General features: G+C 67.4%; 15 protein-coding genes. 3 read left to right on the top strand and 12 right to left on the bottom strand.

Annotated features, from left to right (window positions below):
- Nucleotides 1-7: 7 nt before the first annotated feature.
- Both ACYAF3_RS11950 and vgrG1b read right to left on the bottom strand, forming a co-directional pair.
- A complete protein-coding gene (locus ACYAF3_RS11950) occupies nt 8-457 on the bottom strand; it encodes a DUF6484 domain-containing protein (RefSeq protein ID WP_003101196.1) in 450 nt (149 codons plus the stop codon).
- Nucleotides 458-484: 27 nt separating this feature from the next.
- A complete protein-coding gene (gene vgrG1b / locus ACYAF3_RS11945) occupies nt 485-2,710 on the bottom strand; it encodes a type VI secretion system spike protein VgrG1b (protein WP_004346969.1) in 2,226 nt (741 codons plus the stop codon).
- Nucleotides 2,711-2,963: 253 nt separating this feature from the next.
- Here vgrG1b and eagT6 point away from each other — a divergent pair, with 253 nt between their 5' ends.
- The 3 genes from eagT6 to ACYAF3_RS11930 are packed head-to-tail and all read left to right on the top strand — an operon-like array spanning nt 2,964 to nt 4,987.
- Nucleotides 2,964-3,398 carry a type VI secretion system effector EagT6 gene (gene eagT6, locus ACYAF3_RS11940; RefSeq protein ID WP_023089786.1) on the top strand — a complete coding sequence of 145 codons (435 nt, stop codon included), beginning with the start codon at nt 2,964-2,966 and terminating at the stop codon, nt 3,396-3,398.
- 15 nt (nt 3,399-3,413) lie between these two features.
- Nucleotides 3,414-4,706, top strand: a complete 1,293-nt coding sequence (gene tse6 / locus ACYAF3_RS11935) for an NAD(P)+ glycohydrolase Tse6 (RefSeq protein ID WP_003104959.1) — start codon at nt 3,414-3,416, stop codon at nt 4,704-4,706.
- A complete protein-coding gene (locus ACYAF3_RS11930) occupies nt 4,703-4,987 on the top strand; it encodes an immunity protein Tsi6 family protein (RefSeq protein WP_003104961.1) in 285 nt (94 codons plus the stop codon). The genes tse6 and ACYAF3_RS11930 overlap by 4 nt, the downstream gene beginning before the upstream one ends.
- A 114-nt stretch (nt 4,988-5,101) precedes the next feature.
- Here ACYAF3_RS11930 and vgrG1a read toward each other — a convergent pair whose 3' ends face one another.
- From vgrG1a to tssA, 10 genes are all read right to left on the bottom strand, one after another.
- Nucleotides 5,102-7,033, bottom strand: a complete 1,932-nt coding sequence (gene vgrG1a, locus ACYAF3_RS11925; protein WP_073653864.1) for a type VI secretion system spike protein VgrG1a — start codon at nt 7,031-7,033, stop codon at nt 5,102-5,104.
- Nucleotides 7,034-7,079: 46 nt separating this feature from the next.
- Nucleotides 7,080-9,788 (bottom strand): type VI secretion system ATPase TssH, encoded by a 2,709-nt coding sequence (tssH, locus tag ACYAF3_RS11920; RefSeq protein ID WP_003122585.1) that lies wholly within the window; start codon nt 9,786-9,788, stop codon nt 7,080-7,082.
- A complete protein-coding gene (gene tssG, locus ACYAF3_RS11915; RefSeq protein ID WP_003104969.1) occupies nt 9,781-10,827 on the bottom strand; it encodes a type VI secretion system baseplate subunit TssG in 1,047 nt (348 codons plus the stop codon). The genes tssH and tssG overlap by 8 nt, the downstream gene beginning before the upstream one ends.
- A complete protein-coding gene (gene tssF, locus ACYAF3_RS11910; protein ID WP_003083676.1) occupies nt 10,791-12,650 on the bottom strand; it encodes a type VI secretion system baseplate subunit TssF in 1,860 nt (619 codons plus the stop codon). Before tssF ends, tssG begins: the two co-directional genes overlap by 37 nt.
- A complete protein-coding gene (gene tssE / locus ACYAF3_RS11905) occupies nt 12,647-13,156 on the bottom strand; it encodes a type VI secretion system baseplate subunit TssE (RefSeq protein ID WP_003104971.1) in 510 nt (169 codons plus the stop codon). The genes tssF and tssE overlap by 4 nt, the downstream gene beginning before the upstream one ends.
- Nucleotide 13,157: 1 nt before the next feature.
- The gene (tagJ, locus tag ACYAF3_RS11900) at nt 13,158-14,003 is read right to left on the bottom strand and encodes a type VI secretion system accessory protein TagJ (RefSeq protein ID WP_003119488.1); all 846 of its coding nucleotides are present in this window, start codon (nt 14,001-14,003) and stop codon (nt 13,158-13,160) included.
- 167 nt (nt 14,004-14,170) lie between these two features.
- On the bottom strand, nt 14,171-14,659 hold the full coding sequence (gene hcp, locus ACYAF3_RS11895; protein WP_003083670.1) for a type VI secretion system receptor/chaperone Hcp: 489 nt from the start codon (nt 14,657-14,659) through the stop codon (nt 14,171-14,173).
- A 75-nt stretch (nt 14,660-14,734) separates the two neighbouring features.
- Nucleotides 14,735-16,231 (bottom strand): type VI secretion system contractile sheath large subunit, encoded by a 1,497-nt coding sequence (tssC, locus tag ACYAF3_RS11890; protein ID WP_003104973.1) that lies wholly within the window; start codon nt 16,229-16,231, stop codon nt 14,735-14,737.
- A gap of 12 nt (nt 16,232-16,243) precedes the next feature.
- Nucleotides 16,244-16,762: a type VI secretion system contractile sheath small subunit gene (gene tssB, locus ACYAF3_RS11885; RefSeq protein ID WP_003083666.1), complete on the bottom strand. Its 519-nt coding sequence runs from the start codon at nt 16,760-16,762 to the stop codon at nt 16,244-16,246.
- Nucleotides 16,763-16,850: 88 nt separating this feature from the next.
- On the bottom strand, nt 16,851-17,885 hold the full coding sequence (tssA, locus tag ACYAF3_RS11880; RefSeq protein ID WP_003104975.1) for a type VI secretion system protein TssA: 1,035 nt from the start codon (nt 17,883-17,885) through the stop codon (nt 16,851-16,853).
- Between the last annotated feature and the right edge of the window lie 311 nt (nt 17,886-18,196).

The following is an 18,196-nucleotide window of genomic DNA, read 5'->3' as shown; positions in this document are numbered from 1 at the left end:
GCCGCGCTCAGTTGATCTGCACCGAACCGCCCTTGATCCGGTTGACCCCGGTGGAGCGGCTGGAAAGATAGGCGCCACGGATGATCACCTTGCCGGCGCGGGTCAGGGTGATGCTGGCCTTGCCACAACGCAGGACGATCTCGCGTTCGGCACTGAACTCCAGGCGCTCGCCGTCCAGTTGCGCCAGCGCTTCCTGCGGCAGGCGCTGGATGCGGCCGATCAGCAGCGGCTGGCGCGGATCGCCGGCGACGAACATCAGCGCTACCTGGGCGCCGATGTCGGCGCGACTGAGCTGGGTGGTGGTGGCCGCCGCCAGGCCGTGCTCGCTCGGGCAACCGGGATAGGCGACCACCGGAGCGGCGGCGTCCGGCACGTCGAGGAGGACGCCGATGACCACGCCGTCCAGGCGCGCGGGAAGGGCCGTCGTGGCCCCGGGTAGATGGATCTCGACACTCATGCGCTGACTCCCTGGCTCTGCGCCGCTTCAGTTCTGGAGGATCTTGCGTCCCTTCACCACCACGTTCTTGTCGGCCTTGACGTTGATCGCCCCGGATCCGTCGATGGTGATGTTCTTGCCGCTGATGACGATGCTGCCGTCCTTCTTCATGCGGATGCTGGCGGCACCGGTGACCAGGGTGATCGAGTCGCCGGCGTTGAGCGTGAAGCTCTTGCCCACGTCCAGGCTATCGTCCTTGCCCACCGAGGTATCGCGGCCCTGGCCGACGCTGCGCGACTCGTTCTTGCCGATGCTGGTGCTCTGGTTGCCGCCTATGTCGATGGTCTCGTTGGCGCCCACCGACTCGCTGCGGTCGGCGCCGATGCTGATCGTCTCGTTGTTGCCCACCGACTCGCTACGGTTCGCGCCGATGCTGATGGTCTCGTCGTTGCCGACGTCCTCGGTGCGATTGGCACCGATGCTGATCTTCTCGTTGCTGCCGACCTTCTCGGTGCGGTCGACGCCGATGCTGATGGTCTCGTTGCTGCCGACGTCCTCGGTGCGGTTCGCGCCGATACTGATCTTCTCGTTGTTGCCGACCTTCTCGGTGCGGTCGACGCCGATGGTGATGGTCTCGTTGTTGTCCACGGTCTCGGTGCGATCGTGCTTCACGTGCACGGTCTCGTCGTGGTCGATGGTCTTGGTCCGGTCGTGGCCGACCCAGTGGGTCTCGTCGTTCTCGACCTCGATGTCCTGGTTCCTCTCGGCATGGATGAACAACTGCTCGGCGCCCTTCTTGTCCTCCATGCGGATCTCGTTGAAGTTGGCCGGCGTGCCGCCCTTGCTCGAACGGCTCTTGGTGCCGCTCTGGGTAGCGTTCGCCGGCAGCTCGTAGGGCACCGTCTGCTCGGCGTTGTAGACCCGCCCGGTGATGATCGGCCGGTCCGGGTCGCCTTCGAGGAAGCTGACGATCACTTCCTGGCCGATCCGCGGGATCTGGATCGAGCCCCAGTTCTTCCCCGCCCAGGCCTGGGAGACGCGCATCCAGCAGGAGCTGTTCTCGTTGGACTGGTCGTGGCGGTCCCAGTGGAAATGCACCTTGACCCGGCCGTACTGGTCGGTCCAGATCTCCTCGCCCTTGGGCCCGACCACCACCGCAGTCTGCGGGCCACGGACGATCGGCAACGGAGTGGTCGGCAAGGGGCGGTAGGCCTGGCCGGCATCGATGCAGTCCAGCTCGCTTTCGAACTGCGCGCCGACCCCGCCGCCGCCGGTCTCGTAGAGTTCCTGGACCACCCGGTACTCGGCGCCGACCACCAGGTACTCGCGGTTCTGGTCCTCGCGCGGGTAGCCGCTGAGCTTGAACAGGTGGCCCGAACCCAGGCCGCGGGCGCGGCCGCGCAGGCGCACCCGTTCGTAGCGCGCCTGCAAGGCTTCGATACGGGTCCGCGCGTACTGCTCGCCGTCCTGGCTCTGCACGTATTCGCCGGGGTAGTCGTACAGCGGGTAGTCGGCCGCCGCGTGCGAGCGGGCGATGTTCGAACGCACCTCCAGGCGCGCGCCGGGACGCTGGAAGTCGTAGTCGTTGAGGCTCAGTGAGCCGGACTGCACCTCGCGCGCCATGTGCCAGTCGTAGAAATGGTCGCGCTCGCGCTGTTCCAGGGTCGGCGGGTAGTAGGGCACGCTGGCGTAGTTCGGCGGGCTCTGGTGCGCGCCGTAGGCGTCGGAGAGCACCAGGATGTGGCGGCTCTGCTCGTGGCGGAACCAGTAGTAGATGCCTTCCTGCTCCATCAGCCGGCTGACGAAGTCGAAACTGGTCTCGCGGTACTGCACGCAGTATTCCCACTCGCGGTAGGAGCGGCTCAGGGCGTCCTCGAAGTCGGAGAAGCCGAGGTCGCGGAACACCTGCTTGATGATGTCCGGGACCTTCTGGTTCTGGAAGATGCGGCAGTCGGAGGTGCGCGTCAGCAGCCACAGCCAGGGGCGCAGGGTGACCTGGTAGCTGGCGAACTGGCCGTTGCCGGATCCCTGGCTGCAAGCGGCGACGATGCCGTGGAAATGCCGCCGGCTGCCGTCGTGCAGTTCCAGCGCCAGGCTGGCCGGCTTGCCCAGCAGCCCGTCGAGTGGCAGGTCGGGGTTTTCCGAGATCAGTTCCAGCTCGTAGGCGAACGGCCGGCCGAGCTCTTCGCGACCCTCCATTCGCTGCAATTGCAGGACCTCCGCGCCGAGCGGACTGTCGACCCGGACCAGGCGGGTCTGTTGCGCAAGTGCCATGAAATCATCCTTGATCCACGTCCATCACTGGCGCCGTTGGAGCGGCGCCACCCAAGCAGCATAGGCGCGGATGCGGTGGAAAGGGGAGATGCGTGACACAGATTCCGACGAGCGCCCCGACCGACGGCGAACAGGCAGAAGGCCATCACGAAAGGCCGCTTCGGGCCAGGAAAGCCTTGATTCGCGAGCAACATTCCGTAAAGCTTTTGTCCAGCAATGACTCACTCAGAATCCTAGGGAAGGGGTTAACACAGTGACGCTCTATCGCCTCCACGAAGCCGATCTCGAGATTCCCGATGCCTGGCAGGACCAGAGCATCAACATCTTCAAGCTCCCCGCCAGCGGCCCCGCCCGCGAAGCCAGTTTCGTCATCAGCCGCGACGCCAGCCAGGGCGACGCGCCGTTCGCCGACTATGTCGCCCGCCAACTGGAAAACGCCGAGAAGCAATTGCTCGGCTTCAAGCTGCACAAGCGCTGGGACATCAACATTCACGGCCACGCCGCCGTGCTCCTCGACTACCAGTGGCAGCGCGAGGGCCGCGACCTGATGCTGCGCCAGGTATTCATCGAGCGCCGCCCGGCGGTGCTGATCACCACCCTGACCACCACCCCGGCTGACCTGCCGCACCACGAGCCGGCCTGGAAGCAGGCGATGCAGACCCTGGTCCCGCGCCCGACCCCTAGCTGACCCGAGTACCGACGCATGGATGCGCAAGCCGCCGCCCGACTGGGCGATGAGATAGCCCACGGTTTCGGTGTCGCCGCGATGGTCGCCGGAGCCGTGGCCGGAGCCCTGATCGGCGCCGCCGTGGTCGCCGCCACCGCCGCCACCGGCGGCCTGGCCGCGGTGATCCTGGCCGGCTCGATCGCCGCCGGCGGGCTGTCGATGTTCCAGATCGTCAAGGGCCTGACCACCATCTTCGAGCTACCCGAGCCGACCACCGGGGTGCTCATACGCGGCAGCTTCAACGTCTACGTGAACAGTCGCAACGCGATGCGCGCCGGCGACGACGTCTCCGCCACCTGCAGCGGCCTGCCGCTGAACCATCCGCTGTGGCCGTTCCCGGTGCTGATCGCCGAAGGCAGCGCCACCGTGTACATCAACGGCAAGCCGGCGGCGCGCCTGCAGAGCAAGATGGTCTGCGGCGCGCACATCAAGACCGGCAGCCAGGACACCTTCATCGGCGGCCCCACCGAGCGGGTGGCCTTCGTCCTCGACCTGGAGGAATGGCTGCACACCGGCCTCGAGGCGCTGGGCCTGGCGGCCCTTGCCGGCGGCCTGCTGCTGGCGGCGATGGCCGGGGTCGCGGCGCTGGCCGGCTTCGTCGCCATCGGCGGGCTGATGATGGGCGGCATGGCCCTGCTCGGCGACCTCGGCGACCGCCTCGGTCCCGGCTACCGCGACCTGTTCCAGGGCGTGGCGGGGATGGCATTGCTGGGCTTCGGGCCGAAACTCGCCGGTCGTCGTCCGGCAGCGGTGACCTCCGAAACCGCGCAACGACGCGCCTACCTGAACAACAAGTTCGGTCGTTCCGGCAACCTCGACCACGACATCAACTACCGCGGGAATCGTGAAACCGCCGCCAAGTTCTTCAAGTCGAAGGACATCGATCCTGCCGATGCCGAGTCGTACATGAACGGCCTGGACTTCAACCATCCGGTCCGTGTGGAAACCCTCGCGCCCGGCAAGAACCTGTGGCAGTACCAGTCCCCCGGAGCGCCGCAGGGCAACTGGTATACACTCAGCCCGCGCGTGCAGCCCACGGAGCTGGGAATCAACCCCATGGGCACCAACCGGGCGGCGAACACCATCGAACCCAAGGTCCTCAACTCCTACAGGACGACCCAGAAGGTCGAGGTCCTGCGCAGCACCGCTGCGCCGACCGATGACTTCTGGTCGGTAAAGGGACAGTCATATCCCGCCAAAGGCGGCGCGCAACAACTGTTCTCCAACGAGAAAGGCTCCTTCGGTCTGCTTCCCCGGGAGGGATCATGACACCCATCGAATACATCGACCGCGCTCTGGCGCTGGTCGTCGACCGGCTGGCCCGCTATCCGGGATACGAGGTCCTGCTGTCCGCGGAAAAGCAATTGCAGTACATCAGGTCCGTCCTGCTCGACCGCAGCCTGGATCGTTCCGCACTGCACCGGTTGACCCTCGGCAGCATCGCCGTGAAGGAATTCGACGAAACCGACCCGGAACTCTCCAGGGCCCTCAAGGACGCCTACTACGTCGGTATACGCACTGGCCGCGGCCTGAAGGTCGATCTGCCCTGAGCGCAACACCATCGGTCTTGAGCGACCGCCGCTTCTGCCTGGCGAGGACATGCGCGAATCGTCAAGGCTCCCGCGGCGTCCTGCCCAAGGGCGGGCAGCCAGGATGCCGCCGCCTCAGCCCTTCGCCGGCGGCGGAAACATCGCCTGTACCTGGCCGTCGATGGTGCCCTGCACGCCCTTGCCCTTGGCGTCGACCTCGCTGGCGCCGCCGGAATTGAGGTCGAGGCGGCCGCCGGTGTCGATGTTGCCGTTGCCGCTGGCGTAGAGGTTGAAGGCGCTGCCGGAGATATTGATGGTGCCGTCGGCGTTGAACTCCACCACGCTCTTGCCGCAGACCAGGCGGATCTGCGCGCCGGCCTCGATCAGGTAGGTGCCGGTGACGCTGTCGCTCTTCGCCCCGCCCACCAACAGGGTGTCGTTGAGCTTCACCGCGCGGGTGCGGTTGTTGCCGATGCGCGCCAGCTCGTCGTGGCCGATGCTCTTGTTGCGGTCGTGGCCGACCGACAGCGAGGCATCGTTCTCGACCAGGTTGTCCTGGTTGCGCTCGGCGTGGATGTATAACTGCTCGGCGCCCTTCTTGTCCTCCATGCGGATCTCGTTGAAGTTGGCCGGCGTGCCGCCCTTGCTCGAACGGCTCTTCATCCCGCTCTGGGTGGCGTTCGCCGGCAGCTCGTAGGGCACCGTCTGCTCGGCGTTGTAGACCCGCCCGGTGATGATCGGCCGGTCCGGGTCGCCTTCGAGGAAGCTGACGATCACTTCCTGGCCGATCCGCGGGATCTGCATCGAACCCCAGTTCTTCCCGGCCCAGGCCTGGGACACGCGAATCCAGCAGGAGCTGTTCTCGTTCGACTGGTCGTGGCGATCCCAGTGGAAGTGCACCTTGACCCGGCCGTACTGGTCGGTCCAGATCTCCTCGCCCTTGGGTCCGACCACCACCGCGGTCTGCGGACCCCGCACCACCGGTACCGGAGTCTGCGGCAGGAGACGGAACGACTGGCTGGCGTCGATGCAGTCCAGCTCGCTCTCGAACTGCGAGCCGGCGCCGCCGCTGCCGGTTTCGTAGAGTTCCTGGACCACCCGGTATTCGGCGCCGACCACCAGGTACTCGCGGTTCTGGTCATCGCGCGGATAGCCGCTCAGGCGGAACAGGTGCCCGGCGCCGATCCCGCGCACCACGCCGCGCAGGCGCACGCGCTCGTGCTGCGCCTGGATCGCCTCGATGCGGTTGCGCGCGTACTGCTCGCCGTCCTGGCTCTGCACGTATTCGCCGGGATAGTCGTACAGCGGGTAGTCGGCCGCCGCGTGCGGCCGGGCGATGTTCGAACGCACCTCCAGGCGCGCGCCGGGGCGCTGGAAGTCGTAGTCGTTGAGGGTCAGCGAACCGGGCTGGACCTCGCGTGCCATCTGCCAGTCGAAGAAGTGGTCGCGCTCGCGATGGCCGAGGGTCGGCGGGTAGTACGGCACGCTGGCGTAGCCACCCGGGCTGCGATGCGCGCCGTAGGCGTCGGAGAGCACCAGGATGTGGCGCTTCTGCTCATGGCGGAACCAGTAGTAGATGCCCTCCTGTTCCATCAGCCGGCTGATGAAGTCGAAGCTGGTCTCGCGGTACTGCACGCAGTATTCCCACTCGCGGTAGGGGCGCGTGAGGGCATCCTCGAAATCGGAAAAGCCGAGGTCGCGGAACACCTGCTTGATGATCTCCGGCACGCTCTGGTTCTGGAAGATGCGGCAGTCCGAGGTGCGCGTCAGCAGCCACGGCCAGGGCCGCAGGGTGGCCTGGTAGCCGGCGAACTGGCCGTGCCCGGCCACCTGGCTACAGCGCGCGACGATGCCGTGAAAGAAGCGCCGGCTGCCGCTGGGCAGCTCCAGCGACAGGCTCATCGGCTTGCCGAGCAACTGCTCCAGCGGCAGGTTGGGATTTTCCGATACCAGGTGCAGCTCGTAGGCGAACAGCCGTCCCAGTTCCTCGCGTCCCTCCATGCGCTGCAACAGCAGCACGTCCGGCCCCAGCGGGCAATCCACCTGGACCAGGCGGGTCAGTTGCATCAATCCCATCGACGGTTCCTTCTACTGCTCTGCGTGTCGCCGGTTGTCACTCGGCCTCGGCGAAGTCGTAGTGGAACTGGTTGTCGCGGCTACTGATACGTACCCCGGCCAACGGCTTGCCTTCGAGCATGCGGGTGAGGAACTCGCGGCTCATGTCCGGCAACAGCGTGTTGGTGAGGATCGCGTCGATCATCCGGCCGCCGCTCTCGGTCTCGGTGCAGCGCGAGACGATCAGGTCGACGACGCCCTCGTCGAACTCGAACGGCACCTTGTGGGTCGCCTCCACGCGCTTCTTGATCCGCCCCAGTTGCAGGCGCGAAATGGCCTTGAGCATGTCGTCGCTGAGCGGGTAGTAGGGGATGGTCACCAGGCGGCCGAGCAGCGCCGGCGGGAAGATCTTCAGCAGCGGTTCGCGCAGCGACTTGGCGATGGCTTCCGGCTCGGGCATCAGTTCCGGATCGGCGCAGAGGCTGGCGATCATCTCGGTGCCGGCGTTGGTGGTGAGCAGGATCAGGGTGTTCTTGAAGTCGATCACCCGGCCTTCGCCGTCCTCCATCACGCCCTTGTCGAAGACCTGGAAGAAGATCTCGTGGACATCCGGGTGGGCCTTCTCCACTTCATCCAGCAGCACCACGCTGTAGGGCTTGCGACGCACCGCCTCGGTCAGCACGCCACCCTCGCCGTAGCCGATGTAGCCGGGCGGGGCGCCCTTGAGGGTGGAGACGGTGTGGGCTTCCTGGAACTCGCTCATGTTGATGGTGATGACATTCTGCTCGCCGCCGTACATGGCCTCGGCCAAGGCCAGCGCGGTCTCGGTCTTGCCCACCCCGGAGGTGCCGGCGAGCATGAACACGCCGATCGGCTTGCTCGGGTTGTCGAGGCCGGCGCGGGAAGTCTGGATGCGCTTGGCGATCATCTCCAGCGCGTGGTCCTGGCCGATGATGCGCTTCTTCAGGTGCTGGTCGAGGTTGAGCACGGTCTCGATCTCGTTGCGCGCCATGCGGCCGACCGGGATGCCGGTCCAGTCGGCGACCACCGAGGCCACCGCCTGGTAGTCCACGGTCGGCAGGATCAGCGGCTCTTCGCCCTGCAACGCGCTCAGTTGCGCCTGCAGCTCCGCCAGCCGCGCATGCAGCGCCTGGCGCTGTTCCTCGTCGAGACGCGCCTCGCCTTCGCCCAGCGGCACGCCGCCGGCGTCCACCGCTTCGGCGGCGGCACGCAGACGGGCGCGGGTCTCCAGCAGTTCGTCGACCAGGCGTTTTTCCTCGGCCCAGCGCTGCTCCAGGGCGGCCAGGCGCTCGCGCTCCTCGGCCAGCAGGGTCTCGGCGTTGCGCTGGCGTTCGGCGGTGGCGACGCCGATGGCGCTCTCGCGGCGGATGATCGCCAGCTCGGTTTCCAGCGCCTCGATGCGCCGGCGGCTATCGTCGACCTCGGCCGGCACCGCGTGCAGGCTGATGGCGGTGCGCGCGCAGGCGGTATCCAGCAGGCTCACCGACTTGTCCGGCAGCTGGCGCGCCGGGATGTAGCGGTGCGACAGCCGGACCGCCGCCTCCAGCGCCTCGTCGAGGATCTGCACCTTGTGGTGCTTCTCCATGGTCGACGCGACACCGCGCATCATCAGGATGGCCTTGTGCTCGGACGGCTCGTCCACCTGCACCACCTGGAAACGCCGGGTCAGCGCCGGGTCCTTCTCGATGTGCTTCTTGTACTCGGCCCAGGTGGTCGCCGCCACGGTGCGCAGGGTGCCGCGCGCCAGGGCCGGCTTGAGCAGGTTGGCGGCGTCGCCGGTTCCGGCCGCGCCACCGGCGCCGACCAGGGTGTGGGCTTCGTCGATGAACAGGATGATCGGCTTCTCGGAACTCTGCACGTCTTCGATCACCTGGCGCAGGCGCTGCTCGAACTCGCCCTTCATGCTCGCCCCGGCCTGCAGCAGGCCGACGTCGAGGGCGCGCAGTTCGACGTCCTTCAGCGCCGGCGGGACGTCGCCGGCGACGATGCGCAGGGCGAAGCCTTCCACCACCGCGGTCTTGCCGACGCCGGCCTCGCCGGTGAGGATCGGGTTGTTCTGCCGGCGGCGCATGAGGATGTCCACCAACTGGCGGATCTCCTCGTCACGCCCGACGATGGGGTCGAGCTTGCCGCTACGGGCCTGCTCGGTGAGGTCCACGGTAAAGCGCTTGAGCGCCTCCTGCTTGCCCATCGCGCTCGGCGCCAGGGCGCCGCTGGCCTCGCCCGGGGCGGCACCGGCGTTGAAGCCGTCGCTGGCCGACAGGCCGTTCTCCGGCGAGGCGCCGACGTACTCGTCGAAGCGCTCGGTGAGCGCCTCGACCTTGAGCTTGGCGAATTCCGCCGACAGCCCGGTGAGGGCATGGCGCAGGCTCGGCGTCTTGAGGATGCCGATCACCAGGTAGCCGGTGCGCACCTGGCTCTCGCCGAACATCAGGCTGCCGTAGACCCAGCCGCGCTCCACCGCTTCCTCGACATGGGAGGACAGGTCGGTGATCGAGGTCGAGCCGCGCGGCAGGCGGTCGAGGGCCTCGGTCAGGTCCTTGGCCAGGCGCGCCGGGTCGATCCCGGACTGGCGGACGATCTGGTGCAGGTCCGAGTCCGGCAACTGGAGGATCTGGTGGAACCAGTGCACCAGCTCGACATAGGGATTGCCGCGCAGCTTGCAGAATACCGTGGCGGCCTCGATGGCCTTGTAGGCCAGGCTGTTCAGCTTGCCGAACAGCGCAACGCGACTGATCTCACTCATGTTCCTTCTCCTTGTGCTCGTGCGGCCGCGCAGTGGCGTACTGGCGGGCCAGCAGTAGATCCCTGGCGTCCTGGCCGGGATCGCCCAGCCAGGTGTTGAAACCGAGCCGCCCGCCGCCCTGCAGGCCCAGCGGGGGTACTTCGTGGCGTTGCAGGACCAGGTTGACGTCCCAGTCCAGCTCCTCGCCCAGGTATTCGGCGACCCAGGCGGCCAGCTCGACGAAGTGGTCGCCGTCGGGCAGGAAGCGCTGGTATTGATCGAGGTCCAGCGGCCCCAGGCGCAGGCGGAACTTGTGCTGGCGGTCCCAGACGTGGGTGCCCAGGCAGACGTCCATGCCCAGGCTCGTCGAGTCGACGCCGAGGCGGCTGCGCTCGGGCAGCTCCAGCCATTGGCCGACGTATTCCTCGACCGCCACCGGGACCTCGAAATACTCCGCGAGGATCACCCGCAGGCCGTCCGGGTAGCGGGTCTGCGCGGCGAGGTGGCCGGTGTAGTAGTAGCGTGCGGTATCCGCCAGCGGCTCGCGCCCCCGCAGGCTCGGCATGCCGCGCCCGGAGAGCGCGGCGAGGCGCGCCGACCAGTAGTCGTCGTCGATCCGGTCGTGGCTGATCTCCGGCCGCGCCTCGGCCCAGGCCCGGTAGAACAGGGTCAGCAGGCGGTGGTGGAAGACGTCCATGAAGCGCTTGAAGGTCGCGTCGTTGACGTTGCGCTGGCGTTCCCGGGCGTATTCGGTGAGGTGCAGCGGCAGCGGCCCGTTGGGGCCGGTGAGGCCGAAGAAGAACTGGTCCAGGCGCGGCACCGCAGCGGTGCCGGCCTGGCTCACCGAGGCCAGGGTCGAGGGCGCGAAGGTGCAGTCGGGCTTCTGCCCGAGACGCAGCGGGTCGTCCGCCAGCCGCACCGAATGACCGAGGCGCGGCAGTTGCGGCGACTCGCACTCGATGCGCCGCAGCGCCTGGAAGAAGTCATAGTCCCAGGGCGCCGCCGCCATCCCGGCGAGCAGGTTCAGAGGTTCGGACGGCTGCCCGGCTTCGCCTGCCATCTCATCACCTCGCCCCGTTCGCCGGTGCGCAGCACCGTCTCGGTAAAGCTGTTGATCGACACGTAGCGTGCCAGGAAGCGCTCGAACACAGCGCCGAGAAGGAACACCCCGGTGCCGCGGAACGCGTTCTCGTCGAAGTCCAGGGTGATCTCCAGGCCACGGCCGAAGACGATCGGCCCGGGCATCGGCAGGCGCCGCGTGCAAGGCTTGCTGCTGACCTCGCGCAGGCCCTCGATCTGCAATTGCAGCGCCGGATCGCCGCTGTCGCCGTAGAGCCGCAGCAGCTCGCGCAGGGCGGCGGCGCCCTGGCCGCGCTCGGCCAGCGACAGGTAGTTCAGCGACAGCTGGCTGATCAGCCGCCAGGCGCTGGCATCGTGGGCACGGCTGGCGCGCGGCCGGCTCGGTCCGGCGAGGCAGCGCACCTGCATGACCGGCGCGCTGTCCTCCAGGGTGAAGTCGCTCTTGTGCGCGCCGATCGGCATGAACAGCGGCAGGTCGCGGTTGGTGCACAGCGCGGCGATGCCGAGCTGGCGCAGGTCGTGGCGATAGGGCGCCTGGTTGGCGTCGACCAGGGCGACGAAGGTCTCGCTGCCGACGTAGGTCGAGCGCGGGCCCTTGCGCCGCTGCTTGCTGGACAGCACGCGCGGTTCGCGGCGCACGCTGAAGTAGGCCTGCTCGCGGCCGTAGCGCGCCGGGTCGCGCACCGCGTAGAACGGTTGGAAGGGTTGCTCCGGACCGCTGCCGTGGCCGCTCACCTGTTGCAGCGAATGCACCTCGAAATCCAGCGGACGGGTGCGGTCGACGATCACGTGATGCTCGTTGACCCGGTCGGACAGGTGGATGCGGTCGCAGCGGCGCGGGAACAGGTTGATCGCCGGGGTGCAGAACGGCACCAGTTGCTCCGCGTCCACCGTGCCCTCCAGGCGCTGGTCGTGCTTGCCGAACAGCACGACCAGTTCCAGCTCCTCGCCGTGGCATCGACGCAGGGCGCGGTTCAGGCCGGAGAACTCGACGAACAGGAAGCGCGCCGGCAGGGCGAAGTATTCCTGCAGCAGGCGGTAGCCCTGGAACGCCCGCGGCACCACCGGCAGCAGCGCGTCCTCGTCGTCGAAGCCGCGCGCACGCAGGCTGCTCGTCGGCAGGCGTTCGACCCAGGCATTGTCCGGGGCGCGGACGAACACCGCGCAGGCGTTGCCGAGCAATTGTTCGTAGAGGCGGTAGGGTTGTTCGTCGGCGCCGTGCAGGTAGAGCGGCAGGGCGTCCAGCGACAGGCTGTCGAACGGGATGCCGGCGCCGCTGCGCAGGCGGATGCGCAGGCCGGCCTTGGCCCGCGGCTCGCTGGCGGCGAGGCGGCCGAGCACCGCGGCGGGATTGCCGAAGTAGTCGGCCTGGGCCACTTCCAGCGGCCACAGGGTCACCGGGTGGGCGGTGCGGTATTCGCAGGCGGTCTGGTCATCGGGGCCGAGCTGGCCGCGCAGGGAGGCCCCGCGCTCGACGCTGAAGCCGCTGCTCAGGGCGCCTTCGTTGGGGTCCGGGCGCAGCTGCACCACGGTCATCGACGGAGTCGGCGCCAGGTAGTGCGGGTAGGCGATTTCCAGCAGGTTGTGGGTGAAGGTCGGGTACTCCGCGTCGAGCTTCAGCTGGACCCGCGCGGTGAGATAGGCGAAACCTTCCAGCAGGCGCTCGACGTAGGGGTCGGCGCACTCGAAGCCGGACAGCGACAGGCGCCCGGCGATCTTCGGGAACTCCTCGGCGAACTCCGCGGCGCTTTCGCGGATGTGTTGCAATTCCTGGTTGTAGTACTCGAGCAGGCGCGGGTTCATGTACGCCTCCGCTCGCCCTGGGCGACGCGCACGTGGCCGGTCTCCAGGTCCAGGTTGGTGGTCAGCAGCAGGCGCAGCGGCGCCGGTTCGGCCCAGAGATCACCCTCGATCTCGAAGCTCAGGGCGTTGTGGTCCATCTCGCCGGGCAGCAGTTGCGCGCGCACCCGCAGCGAAGAACGGATGATACGCGGCTCGAAGGTGGCGATGGTCTCGGTGAGCAGCGCCTCGATGGCATGCACGTCGACGCTCGACGCGGTGTGCCCGGCCAGCGCCGGCAGCCCGTAGTTGAGCACCGAGTTGCCGGCCGGCATCCGTGCGGCGGGGCCGTGGTCGAACAGCGAAGTGGTGTTGAACAGCCACGCCAGGTCGCGCAGCACCGAGGCCTTCAGCTGGTTCAGGGTCAGCACCCGGCGCTCCGCGGCTTCCTTGAGGTTGCCCGGCTCGTCGTCGGTGAGGCGGTCGAGCAGCGACGGCTGCAGGCGCTCCTGGAGGGTCAGTTCGGCCATGTCAGGCGTCCGTCGGCTCGAAGTCCAGTTCACGCAGGTCGAACAGCGCGGTCTCGCCGGCATCGGTGACGAACAGCCGCTGGCCGACCGGCAGGCCGCTGTCCAGCCATTCGGTCTTGCGCCCCAGGCGCGCGGCGTCGTCGCCGTGCTCGACGGTTTCCGCGTAGCGCGCCGGCAGCAGCGCGACGGTGGCGCCACCGTTGGCCAGGGTCAGTTCGGCCGGCAGCCAGACCAGGTCGCGCAGGTCGCTCGGCGCCTCGACCTTGAGGCTGCGCAGGTTGCTCATCGGCAACCAGGCATAGCGACCGTTGACGATTACCTCGAGCACCGGGCCGAGGCGCGTGTCGGCATCCGCCAGCCAGGCGAACGGCGCTTCGCCGATCCGCCCGGGCACCGCCGGCGCGGCGTCGAAGGCCTGCTCGCGCAGGGCCTGGGCGGCCTCGCCATGGCCTTCGGCGTCCAGGCTCAGGGCCTGCAACAGCGGCGCGATCCATTCCGCCGGCTGGCCGAGGATCACCGGCGTCAGGCGCCCGGCGAACACCTCGCGGCGCAGCGCCTCGCAGTCGATGGCGGTGGAGTAGGTCTGTACCATCGGCAGCGCCGAGGCATCCAGTTCGCCGACCACCTTGAGCTGGTTCTGCGCCCGCGCCCACTGGCCCATCACGGCCAGCAGCTGGAACAGGAAGATCCGCAGGGTAGCGTTCGACGGCTGGCTGCGCACCTGTTCCTGCAAGGCTTTCAAGGCATCGTCCAGGCGCCCGGCGCGCAACAGTTCTTCGGCGATCATCGCGATACTTCCCTGTAGCCGGGAGCCCAGGCGCCCGGATGCGAATGAAGGGTCGGCCATGGCGCCCGGCGGACGCGACGGACGACCCGGTGGAATTCAGTACCTCCGGCAGGAGGTCGGGCGGACGAGGTCCGCGGCGCGCCGCGCGCGCCTTCGGCACCCGGCATGGCGGGCGCTCGCACCGGCCACGGCATGGCCTGGCCACGCCATGACCGGCAGCCGGCTCATCAGGCCTGCACGTTCTGGCGGATGTTCCAGCCGTACTTGACCGGACCGCCGTCCTTCGCGCCATCCGCCTTCTGCGGCTGGTAGTCGACCTGGACCTGGGCGAAGTTCAGGGTCACGTTCTCGGTCAGGCGATCCTCGCCACCGCTGCCGCCGGTGCTCACCGAGGACACCAGGACTTCCTTCAGGGTGATGATCAGGTACTCGACCTGGTTCTCGCCGCCGGCCTTGCGGATGGTCAGCTTCGCCTGCGGATAGTGCTTGCCGCTGGAGCAGGCCATCATCAGGTTGGGCGTGGACTTGTCGATGTACTTGGTGAACGACAGGTCCTGCACGTTGACCTTGCCGGCGCCGCCGCCACCGCCCATGTGCATCGACCCGGACTGGGACATGCCCCAGCTCCATGCCAGCACGTCGATTTCCTCGGCGTGAGTCTTGTCCTTGGACTCACCCTTGACGTCGCCGATCTTGATGAACATATCAACAGCCATCTTTCCTCCCGTGTGGCTCGCGCCACTACGCTATGCAAGCGCCCGCCACCATGGCAGGCGCTGTCGTTGAATGCCTCAGGCCTCTTTGGCCGAAGGCAGCTTGGATACCAGGCGTAGCGATACCGTCAGTCCCTCGAGCTGGTAGTGCGGGCGAAGGAAGAACTTCGAGTTGTAGTAACCCGGATTGCCTTCGACTTCCTCCACCACCACTTCGGCCGCCGCCAGCGGGTGCTGGGCCTTGGTGGTCTCGGTGGAGTGGGCCGGGTCGCCGTCGACGTAGTTGAGGATCCAGTCCTGCAGCCAGCGCTGCATCTCGTCCTTCTCCTTGAAGGAACCGATCTTGTCGCGAACGATGCACTTCAGGTAATGGGCGAAGCGGCAGGTGGCGAACAGGTAGGGCAGGCGCGCCGCCAGGTTGGCGTTGGCGGTGGCGTCCGGATCGTCGTACTCGGCGGGTTTCTGCAGCGACTGCGCGCCGATGAAGGCGGCGAAGTCGGTGTTCTTCTTGTGCAGCAGCGGCATGAAGCCGTTCTTCGCCAGCTCCGCCTCGCGGCGGTCGGAAATGGCGATCTCGGTCGGGCACTTCATGTCCACGCCGCCGTCGTCGGTGGGGAAGGTGTGCGCCGGCAGGCCCTGCACCTCGCCGCCGGACTCGACGCCGCGGATCCGCGAGCACCAGCCGTAGAGCTTGAAGGAGCGGTTAATGTTGACCGCCATCGCGTAGGCCGAGTTGGCCCAGGCGTACTTGCTGCTGTCGGCGCCGTCGGTTTCTTCCTCGAAGGCGAACTCTTCCACCGGATCGGTCTTCGCCCCGTAGGGCAGGCGCGCCAGGAAGCGCGGCATGGTCAGGCCGATGTAGCGGGAGTCCTCGGACTCGCGCAGCGAACGCCAGCCGGCGTATTCCGGGGTGGTGAAGATCTTGGTCAGGTCGCGCGGGTTGGACAGTTCCTGCCAGGAACCCATGCCCATCACCGTCGGCGAGGCGGCGGAAATGAACGGCGCGTGCATGGCGGCGGAGATCTTCGCCATCTCGCCGAGCAGCTCGACGTCCGGCGGCGACTGGTCGAAGTAGTAGTCGCCGACCAGGCAGCCATAGGGCTCGCCGCCGAACTGGCCGTATTCCTCTTCGTAGAGCTTCTTGAAGATCGGGCTCTGGTCCCAGGTGGTGCCCTTGAATTTCTTCAGGGTCTTGTGCAGCTCCGGCTTGGAGATGTTCAGCACGCGGATCTTCAGTTGCTCGTCGGTCTCGGTGTTGTTGACCAGGTAGTGCAGGCCGCGCCAGGCGCTTTCCAGTTGCTGGAAGTCGGCGTGGTGCATGATCAGGTTGACTTGCGCGGTGAGCTTGGCGTCGATCGCCGCGATGATCGACTCGATCGACTTGATCGCGTCGTTGGAGATCAGGCTGGTCTGCTCCAGGGCATGCTCGGCGAGGGTCCGCACGGCGGTCTCCACCGCTTCGCGGGCGCGCTCGGTCTTGGGCTTGAACTCCTGCAGCAGCAGGCTGGCGAACTCACTGGTCTGCTCGGTGGTGGTCTGGCCCTGGGCCAGGTTCTCGGTGCTCAATTCGGCCATGCTGGAATCCTCTTACGCCTGCGGCTCGTCGTCTTTGGGCTTCGGCGCGCTGGCCAGGGCCTGAAGCAGGGCCGGGTCCTTGATCGCCTTCATGATCATTTCCTCGGCGCCGGTCTTGCCGTCCATGTAGGTCAGCAGGTTGGCCAGCTGGGTACGCGCCTCGAGCAGCTTGTTCAGCGAATCGACCTTGCGCGCCACCGCGGCGGGGCTGAAGTCGTCCATGCTCTCGAAGGTGATGTCCAGGCTCAGGTTGCCTTCGCCGGTCAGCACGTTCGGTACGTTGAAGGCCACCCGCGGCTTCATCGCCTTCAGCCGGGCATCGAAGTTGTCCACGTCGATCTCCAGGAACTTGCGGTCGGCGACCGCCGCCTGGGGTTCGGCGGGCTTGCCGGCGAGGTCGGCCATGACGCCCATGACGAAGGGCAGCTGGACCTTCTTCTCGGCACCGTACAACTCCACGTCGTACTCGATCTGCACGCGTGGCGCCCGGTTCCTGGCGATGAACTTCTGACTGCTGGTAGTGCTTCCCATCTTGTTTCTCCCTCGCGCGACGGCGGTTGTTAGCGCCGTCGGAATCGCCCCGGCGGCTTGCAGCGTTGGCCCGGACGGCCGCTAGGCGTTACTCGCTTTCCGGGCCTCGCAGGGTTTCGAACTGGGAAATCCCATCGGGGATGAGATTCCTCACGATTTCGGCGAAGTCGGCCGTCACCAGTGTCTTGGCGCGCTTGAGCAGCACCGGCACCGGGCTCGACGGCTCGTGGCGAACGTAATACTCGAGCAGGCGGTCGAGCTGGCGCAGGACGTCTTCGCGGTTGGCGATCTCGCCACTGGCTCGCGGTGCCGGCGCGGCGACGGCTGCGACAGGCGCGGCGCCCCCCTGCTCGTCGGCGGCCGCTTCGGCACCCGGCGCCAAGGGCTCGCCGGCGCCCTGCGGGCCGTACAGGTCGAACACCTGGAGGGCCTGGCGCAGCAGTTGACGAAGGGGACCGAGGTCGAGTCCCTGGGCCGAGCCGACCCGTTCGGCGACGCCGCTCTCGATGGCCAGGGCATGTTCCTGGGCGCCTTCCAGGGCGCGCCGGGTGGCGGCCAGCGCATCGGCGTCGGCATCGGCGAAGGCGCCGGCGATCTGCTCGGGACTCAGGGTCTCGCTGGCGAAGCGTTGCAGCCCGGCGGCGTTCAGCGCGGCGCGCAGGTTGACCGGGCCGAACGCCCGCGAGCGCACCAGCGGGATCGCCCAGACCAGTTGCAGCAGCGGTTCGGCGACCAGGCCGGTGAGGGCGTTGATACGGAAGGTGGGGTCGTTGTCGTCATCGGCGTCGAGCAGCGGATAGACGCCGTCCCAGTACTGGCCGAGCAGCTCGCGGACCAGCAGCAGGCCGTCGGCGAGCCCGTCCAGGCCGTCGAGGGCGACGTTGCTCTGCAGCAGCAGGTTGGCTACCCGCAGGTCCTTGCTACGGCCGAACAGTTCGCTGGCCAGCGCGCGTACGCGCGGCCACTCCGGCGGCTCGGCGGGCAGCACGGCATCGCCCATCTGGCGCTCGGGTTGGCCCTGGGCGATGCGTTCGAGTTCGAGGAACGCGGCGTCGTACTCCAGATCGTCGCCACAGGGCGAGTCCGGGGATACGGCAGCCAGCAAAACGGGTACATCCAGCACGGTGACGATCTCCCTATCATCGAAGCCGCTGCGCGGCCCTCACCTTCGCTTGTAAGATCCACTCCGTCGGATCTTGTAGGAGCCATTGATGAATATCGGATGACTCGAAAGGTTGGCAAAATTCTTGTGGCATGCCGCAAGGCTTGTCAAGGAAGGCACAACGCCACTAGTTGCATGACACCGCAGATCGGACAAATCTTTAAAAGACGTAGGATTAGTCTTTTATAATCCGGTATCACCCGATGTGTCTTCCCGAGGCGACGAAACGCCGGAAAGCCGTCGGGCCAGCCTGGATGCGAACCGAAATCCCT

This window comes from Pseudomonas sp. TZ252 (assembly GCF_056110345.1).
This window is presented reverse-complemented; position numbering and strand designations above follow the sequence as displayed.

Coding starts and splice junctions, on each gene's coding strand:
- tssH (WP_003122585.1), bottom strand. CDS start 9,788: ATGAGTGAGATCAGTCGCGTTGCGCTGTTCGGCAAGCTGAACAGCCTG.
- tssC (WP_003104973.1), bottom strand. CDS start 16,231: ATGGCCGAATTGAGCACCGAGAACCTGGCCCAGGGCCAGACCACCACC.
- tagJ (WP_003119488.1), bottom strand. CDS start 14,003: ATGGCCGACCCTTCATTCGCATCCGGGCGCCTGGGCTCCCGGCTACAG.
- ACYAF3_RS11930 (WP_003104961.1), top strand. CDS start 4,703: ATGACACCCATCGAATACATCGACCGCGCTCTGGCGCTGGTCGTCGAC.
- tssB (WP_003083666.1), bottom strand. CDS start 16,762: ATGGGAAGCACTACCAGCAGTCAGAAGTTCATCGCCAGGAACCGGGCG.
- vgrG1a (WP_073653864.1), bottom strand. CDS start 7,033: ATGCAACTGACCCGCCTGGTCCAGGTGGATTGCCCGCTGGGGCCGGAC.
- hcp (WP_003083670.1), bottom strand. CDS start 14,659: ATGGCTGTTGATATGTTCATCAAGATCGGCGACGTCAAGGGTGAGTCC.
- tssG (WP_003104969.1), bottom strand. CDS start 10,827: ATGGCAGGCGAAGCCGGGCAGCCGTCCGAACCTCTGAACCTGCTCGCC.
- tssF (WP_003083676.1), bottom strand. CDS start 12,650: ATGAACCCGCGCCTGCTCGAGTACTACAACCAGGAATTGCAACACATC.
- tssE (WP_003104971.1), bottom strand. CDS start 13,156: ATGGCCGAACTGACCCTCCAGGAGCGCCTGCAGCCGTCGCTGCTCGAC.
- tse6 (WP_003104959.1), top strand. CDS start 3,414: ATGGATGCGCAAGCCGCCGCCCGACTGGGCGATGAGATAGCCCACGGT.
- vgrG1b (WP_004346969.1), bottom strand. CDS start 2,710: ATGGCACTTGCGCAACAGACCCGCCTGGTCCGGGTCGACAGTCCGCTC.
- ACYAF3_RS11950 (WP_003101196.1), bottom strand. CDS start 457: ATGAGTGTCGAGATCCATCTACCCGGGGCCACGACGGCCCTTCCCGCG.